Raw genomic sequence first — 12,449 nt, 5'->3', positions numbered from 1 at the left:
GCGCCCCGAAAGGACCACTGACATGAAATTCCTCGACCTTGCCAAAGTCTACATCCGCTCCGGTGGCGGCGGGGGCGGTTGTGTGTCCTTCCGACGTGAGAAATACATTGAATACGGCGGCCCTGATGGGGGCGACGGCGGCAATGGGGGCTACGTCTGGGCCGAAGCTGTCGAAGGGCTCAACACGCTGATCGACTTCCGCTATCAACAGCACTTCTTTGCCAAATCCGGCCAGCCGGGCATGGGCAATCAACGCACGGGCAAATCCGGCGATGACATCGTGCTGCGCGTACCTGTGGGCACCGAAATTCTGGATGAAGATCAGGAAACCCTGATTGCCGATCTGACCGAGGTGGGCCAGCGCGTGCTCTTGGCCAAAGGCGGCAACGGCGGTTTTGGCAACCTGCATTTCAAATCTGCCACCAACCAGGCCCCGCGTCGGGCCAATCCGGGCCAGCCGGGGGTGGAGCGCACCATCTGGCTGCGCCTGAAGCTGATCGCCGATGTGGGTCTGCTCGGCCTGCCAAACGCAGGCAAATCCACCTTCCTTGCCGCCACCTCCAATGCGCGGCCCAAGATCGCCGATTATCCTTTCACCACGCTGCATCCGAACCTTGGTGTTGTTGGTGTTGATGGGGTCGAATTTGTTGTGGCTGACATTCCCGGCCTAATCGAGGGTGCCAGCGAGGGCAGGGGTCTTGGTGACCTTTTCCTTGGCCATGTGGAGCGCTGTGCGGTGCTTCTGCATCTGGTGGATGGTACTTCCGGCACGCTCCTGGAAGACTATAAAACCATCGTGCAGGAAATCACCAACTACGCCGATATTCTCGCGGACAAACCCCGCGTGACCGTGCTCAACAAAATTGACAGTCTGGACGCCGAAGAGCGTGAATTCCTCAAAGAGGAGTTGGAGGCCGTGGCCCAAGGCCCGGTGATGCTCATGTCCGGGGCCAGCCATGAAGGCACCACCGAGGTGCTGCGTGCACTGCGGGCGGAAATCGATGATGACCGTGTGCGCCAGAAAATCGAAGACACCGCAGATGAGGAAGAGGCGCCGTGGCAACCCTGATCACTGCCAAGCGGGTTGTTATTAAAATCGGGTCAGCTCTGCTGGTTGACCGGAATACGGGCCTGTTGAAGGCTGACTGGTTGAAGGCTTTGGCCGCTGATGTTGCCATGCTGAAGGCGCGCGGTACCGATGTGGTGCTGGTGTCTTCGGGCTCGATCGCGCTGGGGCGCGGCGCGCTTGGCCTGCCTGCCGCCGCAGATCTATCGCTGGATCAGTCGCAGGCGGCCGCTGCCGTGGGCCAGATCCGTCTTGCCCGCGCCTATGAAGAGGTTTTGGCGCCTTACGAGATCACCACCGCACAGGTGCTTGTGACGCTGGAAGACAGCGCCAATCGCCGCCGTTATCTCAATTCGCGCGCCACATTGGATCAATTGCTGACGCTGGGCGTTGTGCCCATCGTCAATGAAAATGACACTGTGGCCACGGATGAAATCCGCTATGGTGACAACGACCGTCTCGCCGCGCAGATCGCGCTGACCACCGGCGCGGATCATCTGATCCTGCTCTCGGACGTGGATGGGTTTTATTCGGCAAATCCGATGACAGATCCCACCGCTAAGCGCTTTGAGCTGATTGATACCATCACGCCGGAGATCGAAGACATGGCCGGCGAAGGGGTGTCCGGCCTCTCCAAAGGCGGCATGATCACCAAACTGATGGCCGCCAAAACCGCCACCGCTGGCGGCTGTGCCATGGCGATCACCGAAGGCTCTGCCCTGCGTCCCATTCAGGCGCTGGAACAAGGGGCCAATGCCACATGGTTCACCGCAGAAGGCACGCCACAGCTGGCCCGCAAACGCTGGATCACCTCCATGAAACCACAGGGCGCTCTGGTGGTGGATGCCGGCGCGGCCCATGCGCTCAGCTCCGGCAAAAGCTTGCTGCCTGCCGGTGTGACCGAGGTCAACGGGCAATTTGGCCGGGGCGACCCGATTGAAATCACCGATGCCTCCGGCCACCGTCTCGGTCAGGGGCTCAGCGCGTACTCCTCTGAGGAAGCGCGCCGCATTAAGGGCCATCACAGCCGCGACATTGAACCCATTTTAGGCTATCCCGGTCGCACAGCGCTTATTCACCGTGACGACATGGCACTTTAGCCTTCCTTTTGATCCAAATATCCTCGCCGAAGGCGAAACTCTGATCACATATCGTAACCCACAAAGGACAGATCTGATGAAAGACATCGCAGATATCCCCGCCCTGATGGCCCAGATTGGCGCGCAAGCCAAAGCGGCAAGCGCGGAGCTGGCCTTTGCCCCGCCGGAGGTGAAACGCGCCGCGCTTGAGGCCGCCGCCGATGCGGTCTGGTCCCGTCGTGCCGAGATCATTGAGGCGAACAAAAAAGACCTCGAATTTGGCCGTAACAAGGGCTTGTCTGACGCCATGATGGATCGCCTGATGCTGGATGAAGACCGCATCGGCGGCATCGTTACCGGGTTGCGCACAGTCGCTGCACAGGATGATCCTGTCGGCGAAGTGCTCACCGAATGGGATATGCCCTCCGGCCTCAACATCCGCCGCGTGCGCACGCCGTTGGGTGTGGTTGGCGTGATTTATGAAAGCCGCCCCAATGTGACCGCAGACGCGGGCGCGCTGTGCCTGAAGTCCGGCAACGCCGTGATCCTGCGTGGCGGCTCTGAAAGCTTTCACAGCTCCGGTGCCATTCATGCCTGCCTCGTTGATGGGTTGAAATCCGTTGACCTGCCAGAAGCCTCTATTCAACTGGTGCCCACCCGTGACCGTGCCGCGGTGCAGGAACTCCTGACCATGGTGGACACCGTGGATGTGATTGTGCCACGTGGCGGCAAGGGCCTCGTGGGCCTCGTGCAGCGCGAGGCGCGCGTGCCGGTCTTTGCCCATCTTGAAGGCATCGTGCACATCTATGTTGATGCGGCTGCCGATGCGCAAAAGGCCCTGGATGTGGTGCTCAACGCTAAAACCCGTCGCACCGGCATCTGTGGCGCGGCGGAATGTCTGCTGATCCATGAAAGCCTCGCAGAAACGCTGGGCGCGGCGCTCATTCAAATGCTGCTGGACGCCGGCGTGCGAGTGCATGCGGATGAGACTCTGCAAAAGATCGCAGGCACCACGGCGGCCACCTCTGAGGATTGGGGCAAAGAATATCTGGATATGGATATCGCTGCCAAAGTGGTGCCTGATGTTGACGGGGCCATTGCGCATATCCGCCAATATGGCTCCAATCACACCGATTGCATTCTGACCGAAGACGATGCGACAGCAGCGCGGTTCTTTGAGCGGCTCGACAGCGCCATTCTGATGCGCAATGCCTCCACGCAGTTTGCAGACGGTGGGGAATTTGGCATGGGCGCAGAAATCGGCATTGCCACCGGCAAAATGCACGCGCGCGGTCCTGTTGGCGCGGCACAGCTCACCAGCTTCAAATATCTGGTCGAAGGGGATGGCGCGACCCGTTCCTGAGGCGATCTGATCTCTAGGCACTGTGAAAATGAAAAAGGGCGCCTTAACAGGGCGCCCTATCTATTTGTTAAAGATGGGTTAATCAGAAGCGCATCTCAATACTCACCTCATTGAGATCCACTTTCAAATCCCGCCCCAGCATTTTGGCGCCCACCGGCAGCAGGCCAAACTGCACTTTTGCCGGGACCAGCCCCTCTGGCACATCGCCTTTTGCCACCGGCTCCCACAGATCAGGGTCAGCACGCAATTTTTCCGTTTCGGCCAGCAGGAACCAGCCCTCTCCCTCACGTGTGATTGTGATGCTCCCGCCAAAGGGCATCGAGCTTTCAAAACACATCAACCCCAAGAAGGCGAGGCGCAGTTCAGAGCGCGGCACCGCACCGTCCACTTCCCAGTAGGTGGAGACGCGAGAACTGGGCGCAAGTCCCTGAAGAATAGATTGAATTTCCGCTTCGCCGACCATCTGCGTATCGCCCGGCTGACCAAAGGCCACTCGAAACAGGCGAATACGCGCATTTGCGTTGTTCACGCTGTCAGAGATCATGTCCATCTCTGGCCCTTTGGCGTCCCCTGTTAACGACAGTAGTTCCAAACCATTTCCAATTGCGCCTACGGGGCTGATCAGGTCGTGGCAAATCCGTGACCCTACCAATGCGGCGAAATCCGTACTATGTGACATCTGTATTCCCTTTTGCGACGAGCGCCCCATGCAAGATCTGAACGCCTTTTTGGAACCCGGTATGCTGGTTACCCATCCGGATCAACCCGATTGGGGGCTGGGACAGGTTCAATCCAACATCGGCGGCAAAATCACCGTCAATTTCCGGGACGCGGGTAAGGTCGTCTTGGATGGCACGCGTGTCATGCTCATGCCCGCATCAGACGTCTGATTTGGTTAACAAATCGTGTATTGCGTGAAAAATCTATGAATGCATGCGCAGATTGTCGCTTGGTTGATTTCTGAGCGTCGCCTGCCTAAAACGCATCAAAACAAAGAGGACACGGTGGGGCGATGAGCGCACATGTGCCGGAATTTCAGGTTAAGCTTGCCACGACTGAGGAAGAGCTGAGGGCCGCGCAACGCCTGCGCTACCGCGTGTTTGTCGAGGAACTGGGCGCCGATGGGGATATGGTCGATCATGACGCCCGGCTCGAAATTGATCGTTTTGACGCCTATTTCGATCATCTGATCCTGCGCGACAATGCGCTTAAATCCGATCCGTTGGATCAGGTCGTGGGGGTTTACCGTCTGCTGCGCGAAGAGCAGGCCGTCCAGATTGGGCAATTCTATTCCGAAGATGAATATGATCTTACCGCGCTCAAGGCCTCGGGCCGCCGCCTGCTGGAATTGGGGCGATCCTGCCTGCTGCCCGCCTATCGCGGCGGTGTGGGCATGTTTCATCTCTGGAGTGCGCTGGCGGCCTATGTGTCCGAACATGACATCGACATTCTTTTTGGTGTGGCGAGTTTTCACGGCACCGATGTAAATGCGCATGCCGCCGCACTTTCGCTGCTGCATCATCGCCACCTTGCCCCCAAAGACATCCGCACGCGCGCGCAGAAAGAGGTGTTTGAACCCATGGATCTCATTCCAGAAGATCAGATTGACCGCCGCGCGGCCATGTTGGCGGTGCCGCCGTTGATCAAGGCCTATCTGCGGATTGGCGGATTTGTGGGGGAGGGCGCCTATCTTGACCACGCCTTTAACACCACCGATGTCTGCCTGATCCTCGACACAGCGCGTATGAATGAGAAAAACCGCGCGCTCTATACCAAAGGGCGCAAACTGTGAGTACCTGGGAAGGTGACGAAGGCTATCCGATCAGCCATAGGATCGGTCTCATGGGGGCTTTGCGCGCCCTTATCCGCGGCCTGCCGCTGGCGCTATTGGTTTTCGGCTGCCTTGCGCTCTTGCTGCTGCTGCGCGTGATCGAAAAACCGCTTTTTGGGCTGCGCCGGCCATGGACGCCCTACATCACACAGTTTGTCTGTCGCAATGCCTTCCGCCTGCTGGGCATCCGCTTTACCACAGAGGGCACGCCCATCCGCGATCAGGGCGCGGTGGTGGCCAATCATGCGTCTTGGCTGGATATCTTTGCGCTGAACGCGCCGCAGCAGGTCTATTTTGTCTCCAAGGCTGAAGTGGCCAACTGGCCCGGCATCGGCTGGCTGGCGCGGGCCACAGGCACCCTGTTCATCCGACGTGACCGGCGTGAGGCGCGGGCGCATAAAGAACTGTTTGAGGATCGGCTGCGGGCAGGGCACCAGCTGTTGTTTTTCCCGGAAGGCACCAGCAGCGACAGCCTGCGCGTGCTGCCGTTCAAAACAACGCTGTTTCAAGCCTTCTTTGATCCAAATCTGAAAGAGGACATGATCATTCAGCCGGTGACCGTGCGCTATCACGCGCCAAAGGGTGCCGAGCCGCGCTTTTATGGGTGGTGGGGTGATATGGAATTTGGTCCGCACCTGCTGAGCACTCTGGCGGCTAAGCGGCAGGGCGCGGTGACACTCACCTACCACGCGCCACTAAAAGTGGCTGATTTTGCGGATCGCAAAGCTTTGGCGCGCGCCGCAGAAAATTTGGTCCGTGCGGGACTTGAGACCTCTATGTAAAAACGGCGCACGGGGCAGGGCCATGTCACATGGCCCTGATGACACGCCACATCGGTTAACCTTCGTCGCGCAACGCCGCTTTCTGAAACGCCTCACGCGCCTCAATGGATGCAACAAAGGCGGCCAGTTTAGGGAAGGCGGCGGCAAGTCCAAGCCGATGGATGGCGGCCTGCGCAGGAAACAGCATCATCACATCCACTGCTGACAATTGATCCAGTACAAAATGCCCTGAGGGTCGGATCAGGCTTTCCATATAGGCAAAATGGCTTTGAGTTTCTGATTGGATGCGCGGATGCAAGGGGGCGGCGGCCTCCCCCAGACGGCTGGTATAAATCCCCAGCAAAAGCGGCGTCATGGCGGAGCCTTCGGCAAAATGCATCAGTTGAAGATGCGCCAGACTGGCCGCCTCATCACTGGCATCGGGCAGCATATGGGGTGCGAATCTCTGACAAAGCACTTCCACAATGGCGGCAGATTCCGTGATCAGATGGCCGTCAATCTCCAGCATGGGCGCTTTCCCAAGCGGATGGATCTCTCTCAACGCATCAGGTGCCAGAAATGTCTCGCTGTCCCGATGATAGGCGCAGAGTTCATAGGGCTGTCCAATTTCTTCCAGAAGCCACATAATCCGGAGCGAGCGCGATTTGTTGAGATGGTAGAGTTTAATCATGAAAACAGATCCTTAGTCCGTGCTTGCTGCGCATGGCTTACGTTGGTATCACGCCCCCGCAGCCGATATGGCGCCGTTGAAATGGCCATGCATCTGTCTCAACCTGATCCCTTGTAGGCTGAGGTCAACCCCGGTCCCGACGGAAATGCGTCGGATTGCCCCAAAGCCCCGTCACTCAGGGCTTGCAAGCTTTGGGAACCTGCTGTAAACGCGCGGCATTCAAACCCGCAGGCGGGGTTTGGGCTTGGGCAGGGGAGACATCCCTGTCGGTCCGCCGGTTGGAGTTTTCCTGAGTTCAGGGCGCTCTCACTTCTCCCCGCCAAGGCGTAAACCGGAAAAGGAAAATAGCATGGCTCTTCCCGAGTTCTCCATGCGTCAGCTGCTCGAAGCTGGCGTTCACTTTGGTCACCAAACACAGCGCTGGAACCCACGCATGGGCCCGTTCATCTACGGTTCCCGCAACGGCATCCACATCATGGACCTGACCCAAACCGTTCCAATGCTGGACCAGGCTCTGATGGCTGTTCGTGACACCGTTGCAAAAGGCGGCCGCGTTCTCTTCGTTGGCACCAAGCGTCAGGCCGCAGCGCCGATCGCAGATGCAGCAGAGAAATCCGCTCAGTACTTCATGAACCACCGCTGGCTCGGCGGCACGCTGACCAACTGGAAAACCGTTTCCCAGTCCATCAACCGTCTGAAAGAGATCGACGAGAAACTGGCATCCGGCGCAGAAGGCCTGACCAAGAAAGAGCGTCTGGGCATCGAGCGCGACCAGGAGAAGCTGCAAGCCTCTCTTGGCGGTATCCGCGACATGGGCGGCGTTCCTGACCTGCTGTTCGTCATCGACGTGAAAAAAGAAGCACTGGCCATCGCCGAAGCCAACAAACTGGGCATCCCAGTTGTGGCTGTGGTTGACACCAACTGCTCCCCAGACGGCGTTGACTACATCATCCCAGGCAACGACGACGCATCCCGCGCGATCTCCCTGTACTGTGACCTCGCAGCCCGCGCTGCTCTGGACGGCATGACCGCACAGCTGGGCGCCGCAGGCGTTGATCTGGGCGAATTCGAAGCTCCGGTTGAAGAAGCCGTGGCCGAAGAAGCCGCAGCAGACGCGTAAGCGACGTTACAAATCTGACATGGGGGCAGGGTACACCCGCCCCCACAATCCGAATTCTGACGAGGAGAGCCACAGATGGCGATCACAGCAGCAATGGTTAAAGAACTGCGCGAGATGACCGGCGCAGGCATGATGGACGCGAAAAAAGCGTTGACCGAAACCGATGGCGATCAGGAAGCAGCAATCGACTGGCTGCGCACCAAAGGCCTGGCAAAAGCGGCCAAGAAATCCGGCCGTACCGCAGCCGAAGGTCTGGTGGCTGTCACCGTTGAAGGTGGCAAAGGTGTTGCCGTTGAGGTGAACTCCGAAACCGACTTCGTTGGTAAAAACGCTGACTTCCAGTCCATGGTTGCCAAAATCGCTGGCGCAGCAATCAACGTTGCTGACGTTGACGCGCTGAAAGCAGCGGACCTGGGCGGCAAGACCGTTGAAGAAACCGTCACCGACGCTGTTGCCACCATTGGTGAAAACATGTCCGTGCGCCGCATGGCGTCTGTGGAAGGTGACGTTGTGACCTCCTACGTGCACAACCCGGCGACCGACGGCATGGGCAAAATCGGTGTTCTCGTGGCGCTGAAAGGCGGCGACGAAGCATTCGGCAAGCAGGTTGCCATGCACATCGCAGCGGCCAACCCGCAGGCTCTGGGCGAAGCAGACCTCGACCCGGCCATCGTTGAAAAAGAGAAAAACGTTCAGATCGAGATCGCACGTGAATCCGGCAAGCCGGAGCAGGTGATCGAGAAGATGATCGTGGGCCGCATGAAGAAATTCATGTCCGAAGTGACCCTGCTGGGCCAGAACTTCGTGATCAACCCTGACCTGACCGTTGAAGCAGCTGCCAAAGAAGCAGGTGCGGAAATCGTTGGCTACGTCCGCATGGAAGTGGGCGAAGGCATCGAGAAAAAAGAAGAAGACTTTGCAGCAGAAGTGGCCAAAGCGGCTCAGGGCTAAGCCCTGCTCAAATCACACGATCTTCAAACGCCGTCCAACATGTGTTGGGCGGCGTTTTGCTTGCGTGTGGTTCATCGGTGTTCAAGGCAGAACAGGAGAACGCGCCGCCGCCAAAGTCAATCCTGTCAGCGCAAAGAACGGCTACCAGAAGACCGAACGCCGCCCGTCAGGGCGACCTACAAAGATGGAAGCCTGCTATGAACAGCGGCGGTCAGAATGGGCAGCTCAAGCCAGACAGGGTTGAACGATCCAAACCGCGACACCAATCGGTAGCAAGATGGTCAAAGCGTGTAGGACATTGATCGGAAGCGTTCTTTCGAACTTCTTCATACCTACCGCCGCCAGGAGCGCGTCTTTTAGGCCGAAACTGTTGTGCCGGGCGATGACGACCATCAGCACGACCAGCATGGGCCAAAACGCTAGATGCACCAAAATCAGACTATCACCACAAGGCAAATTCGCGTTCCTCGCTCAAATTCATCGACATAGAATTTATGATTGAGCTGCCCCCCGGCAAGGCTTTTCAACCCTTCAATATATCATGTCTACCGGCTTAAAAACCTCGCTCGCGTTGCATCCAAGGTGACATTTCTACCGGGTATGCAACATACCAACGTCGCTCCGATCTTTGCTTGTGCTCAGTGCAAAAGCCATTTCACAAAGAAAAACGGCGCCACCTAAAAAAGGTGACGCCACTCTTTCCAAAGGGCCTCCAAAACATGGGGATGGGGAGGCCACCGAAAAGTGTCAGCATGGGTATGAAAATACATCCCATGCCAACGTCCGGGTTGATTACCGGTCGACCCAGAGAGCTTCGAAATTGCGAAGATCAGAGCCGATTTGTTCCAAAGGCCAAAGCCACCACTCACGGAACAATTCAATTCTGTCATCCTGACATCCAATCAACAAGTCAGGGTAACCTTACTATTGACGCTATTATGCGTCAGTTTTGACCTTCTAGCAAGTAAATTTGGTGCATGAAGGACGCCTTCAAAAGCGCCTGCGCTGTGGTCTCTACGTTCATAGCATCACGCGCCAAACGCAAATGTTTCTCGACAGTTGCAGGTGTACGTTCAATCAAAAGTGCGATGTCCTGAATGGTTTTTCCGTCGCCAACCCATTCAAGAACCTCGCGCTGTCGCTTGGTGAGTTCACGCTCTGGGTTGCTGTAGGGCAGGGACTGGATTTTCAGATGTGTCACATTATTGATCAGCGTTATTTCGCGGCCCGATTTCTCCCACATGGCATCGATGGCTTCTTGGCTGTAATTCTCATGAGCGCCGAGAGAAATGGCACCTTTGGTGCGCGACGACACGGTTGGGAAGCTCACAGTGTAGCCGGCATGCAGGCCGTATTCCTGATTCACCTGAAACACCCGCAGCTGTTTTGGCGTGAGTTTTCCGGCCTTGTAGGCTTGTTTTACGATGCTCCAGCTTTGTGCGCCGGAGTTTTCAAGCGACCATTTCATCATCGGCCCGTCAAAGTACAGACCATCGCCGATGAAGCGATCCAGATAATCACGTTGGTGATTGGAGAGAACAAAGAAATCATCCGCATCACCGAGCGAGGTGCCGTTGCGGTAGTTGGTGTAGCCGTAAATGATCTTGTCAAAGCCAAACGATGCCATCTTTGCGCAATGCATCTCCCAAAGCGCCTCAAGGCTGCTCTGGTTCATCACTTCTTCGATGTAATCCATTGTGGAATCCATAACTTGTCTCAATCACTCAAGCGCAGATTACATCTGCGCAGCCCGTCGTGGCACGTTGTCTTAAAGGGTGAATTCACTGCTAAGTTGTTGTCATTCATCCCCATGAACTACGTAAAAAGGTATAGTATGCCTTACCAGACTGTCCAGATGGTCAGGAAGGGATTCACGGTTGGCTCACGATGGTATTTAAATTACCATAATACCAATTATGCGAATATTGTTTGGAGGGCTTTGGCGTGACGTGCTCACCTATAAGCGGAGCCAATAATGAAATTGCGGGATCCCTTTCGGAAATCCCGCAACCCGATCCTAACCTGAGTGACCTCATCCTGATAAAGGCTCAACGAATGCCGTTCATCTATAGCGTTTCTGGCTTCGATTGAGACAGGACTACCCTGTAATGCCAACGGCATTCTCCGAACATTCATGTTGCGCGATGTTGTAACTAAAACCTGAAACGCTTCAGGAACTCATCCGAGCGCGTAGCCCGCGCCACGCACTGTGCGCAGAGGATCATCTCCGCCATGCACGCAAAGCGCCTTACGCAAGCGTCCGATGTGGACGTCAACAGTCCGGCTGTCGACATAGATGTCCCTGCCCCAGACACGGTCCAGCAACTGTTCTCTACTCCAGACTCGACCTGGCTTTTCCATAAAGGTCGCCAATAAGCGGAACTCCGTTGGCCCAAGCCGCAGCGCCGCATCCGAGCGGGTCACGCGATGAGTTTCTGCATCCAGCACAATGTCTTCATAGCTGAGGGTCTGCCCAACTGAGGATGGACGGACACGGCGCAGCTGATTGCGCACCCGCGCCATGAGTTCCATCACCGAATAGGGTTTGACCACATAGTCATCCGCACCGGTTTCAAGCCCACGCACGCGATCCACTTCCTCCGATCGTGCCGAGAGCATGATCACCGGAATATCCTTGGTCTCCGCACGGGTTTTCAGGCGGCGACAGATTTCAATGCCCGAGGTGCCGGGTAGCATCCAGTCTAGGACAATGATGTCCGGCAACACTTCCTGCACCATCAAAAGCGCCGTGTCGCCATCGGCGGCGGCTTCTACGTCAAAGCCCTCTGCCTGAAGGTTGTAGCTCAGAACTTCGCGCTGTGCGGGTTCATCCTCGACAACGAGCACTGTGGGGTGATCTTTTGCCATCTTCTTTGTCTCTCAAACGATCTTAAGCGTCCAGGCGTGTGGCCTTCGGGCGCGCTTCTTCAGGCATGGAGCCAGTCACCAGATAGATCACCTGCTCGGCAATCGCGGTCACGTGGTCGCCCATGCGCTCGGTGTTTTTCGCCATGAAATGCAAATGCATACAGGGCGTGATGTAGCGTGGATCTTCCATCATGAAGGTCAGAAATTCCCGGAACAAGGCATTGTACATCTGATCAACATTGTGATCACGTTCCAGCACGTCCTTGGCGCGCTCCACATCGCGCTGAATAAAGGCATCCAGCACATCGGTCAGCATGTGTTGCACTTCCTGTGCCATACGGCGCAGTGAGCTGTGTGCGCCTTCGACGCGTTCCATATGCACCAGCACCGATGTGCGTTTCGCCATGTTTTTGGCATAGTCGCCAATACGCTCCAGGTTGCCCGCAATCTTCATCACTGAGAGCACCACGCGCAGATCCACCGCCGCAGGCGCACGCAGCGCAATCAGGTTGGCGCATTGTTCGTTGATCATATCTTCAAGGCCGTCCACGGCCTTGTCGCCCTTGATCACATGTGCTGCCAGTTCCTCGTCGCGGTTCTGCATCGACATGGCAGCCTCACCGATGGCCTCCTCAACCAGCCCGCCCATTTTCATGACGTTGGCCTGAATGCCCTCCAGATCGCGGTCAAAGGCAGAGAGAATGTGTTGATCGTTCATG

Annotated in this window: 13 protein-coding genes; 8 read left to right on the top strand and 5 right to left on the bottom strand. The window is 56.9% G+C overall.

The genetic code is table 11. The features are described 5' to 3' along the window. The first annotated feature begins 22 nt into the window (after positions 1–22). The 3 genes from obgE to J7382_RS05615 are packed head-to-tail and all read left to right on the top strand — an operon-like array spanning position 23 to position 3,508. Positions 23–1,069 (top strand): GTPase ObgE, encoded by a 1,047-nt coding sequence (gene obgE / locus J7382_RS05625; protein WP_058240809.1) that lies wholly within the window; start codon positions 23–25, stop codon positions 1,067–1,069. Then, entirely contained in the window at positions 1,057–2,166 is a 1,110-nt protein-coding gene (gene proB / locus J7382_RS05620; RefSeq protein ID WP_209067901.1) for a glutamate 5-kinase, read from the top strand. Before obgE ends, proB begins: the two co-directional genes overlap by 13 nt. 43 nt (positions 2,167–2,209) lie before the next feature. Next, entirely contained in the window at positions 2,210–3,508 is a 1,299-nt protein-coding gene (locus J7382_RS05615) for a glutamate-5-semialdehyde dehydrogenase (RefSeq protein WP_348540013.1), read from the top strand. Positions 3,509–3,590: 82 nt separating this feature from the next. Here J7382_RS05615 and J7382_RS05610 read toward each other — a convergent pair whose 3' ends face one another. Next, positions 3,591–4,187: a histidine phosphotransferase family protein gene (locus J7382_RS05610; RefSeq protein ID WP_209067898.1), complete on the bottom strand. Its 597-nt coding sequence runs from the start codon at positions 4,185–4,187 to the stop codon at positions 3,591–3,593. A gap of 28 nt (positions 4,188–4,215) precedes the next feature. Here J7382_RS05610 and J7382_RS05605 point away from each other — a divergent pair, with 28 nt between their 5' ends. From J7382_RS05605 to J7382_RS05595, 3 genes are all read left to right on the top strand, one after another. Next, positions 4,216–4,398, top strand: a complete 183-nt coding sequence (locus J7382_RS05605) for a DUF3553 domain-containing protein (protein WP_058240805.1) — start codon at positions 4,216–4,218, stop codon at positions 4,396–4,398. A gap of 122 nt (positions 4,399–4,520) precedes the next feature. After that, a complete protein-coding gene (locus tag J7382_RS05600; protein ID WP_209067896.1) occupies positions 4,521–5,300 on the top strand; it encodes a GNAT family N-acyltransferase in 780 nt (259 codons plus the stop codon). Then, positions 5,297–6,121: a lysophospholipid acyltransferase family protein gene (locus J7382_RS05595; RefSeq protein WP_348540005.1), complete on the top strand. Its 825-nt coding sequence runs from the start codon at positions 5,297–5,299 to the stop codon at positions 6,119–6,121. Before J7382_RS05600 ends, J7382_RS05595 begins: the two co-directional genes overlap by 4 nt. 55 nt (positions 6,122–6,176) lie before the next feature. Here J7382_RS05595 and J7382_RS05590 read toward each other — a convergent pair whose 3' ends face one another. After that, a complete protein-coding gene (locus J7382_RS05590) occupies positions 6,177–6,791 on the bottom strand; it encodes a glutathione S-transferase (RefSeq protein ID WP_209067894.1) in 615 nt (204 codons plus the stop codon). A 349-nt stretch (positions 6,792–7,140) separates the two neighbouring features. Between J7382_RS05590 and rpsB the strand changes: the two genes are divergently transcribed. Further along, on the top strand, positions 7,141–7,911 hold the full coding sequence (rpsB, locus tag J7382_RS05585; protein ID WP_209067892.1) for a 30S ribosomal protein S2: 771 nt from the start codon (positions 7,141–7,143) through the stop codon (positions 7,909–7,911). 75 nt (positions 7,912–7,986) lie between these two features. Beyond that, on the top strand, positions 7,987–8,862 hold the full coding sequence (gene tsf, locus J7382_RS05580; RefSeq protein WP_209062716.1) for a translation elongation factor Ts: 876 nt from the start codon (positions 7,987–7,989) through the stop codon (positions 8,860–8,862). Positions 8,863–9,805: 943 nt separating this feature from the next. On the opposite strand, the gene J7382_RS05575 is transcribed toward tsf, so the two are convergent. From J7382_RS05575 to phoU, 3 genes are all read right to left on the bottom strand, one after another. Next, complete coding sequence (locus J7382_RS05575; RefSeq protein ID WP_209067890.1) at positions 9,806–10,570, bottom strand: LuxR family transcriptional regulator; 765 nt, start codon at positions 10,568–10,570, stop codon at positions 9,806–9,808. Between the two features lie 470 nt (positions 10,571–11,040). Beyond that, positions 11,041–11,730, bottom strand: a complete 690-nt coding sequence (gene phoB / locus J7382_RS05570) for a phosphate regulon transcriptional regulator PhoB (RefSeq protein WP_209067888.1) — start codon at positions 11,728–11,730, stop codon at positions 11,041–11,043. A 22-nt stretch (positions 11,731–11,752) separates the two neighbouring features. Then, complete coding sequence (gene phoU, locus J7382_RS05565; RefSeq protein WP_058240797.1) at positions 11,753–12,448, bottom strand: phosphate signaling complex protein PhoU; 696 nt, start codon at positions 12,446–12,448, stop codon at positions 11,753–11,755. Between the last annotated feature and the right edge of the window lies 1 nt (position 12,449).

The sequence above is a fragment of the Shimia sp. R11_0 genome (assembly GCF_017744035.1).
GTDB lineage: Bacteria > Pseudomonadota > Alphaproteobacteria > Rhodobacterales > Rhodobacteraceae > Shimia > Shimia marina.
The sequence above is the reverse complement of the archived record's forward strand: the minus strand, read 5'-3'. Positions and strand labels throughout refer to the sequence as shown.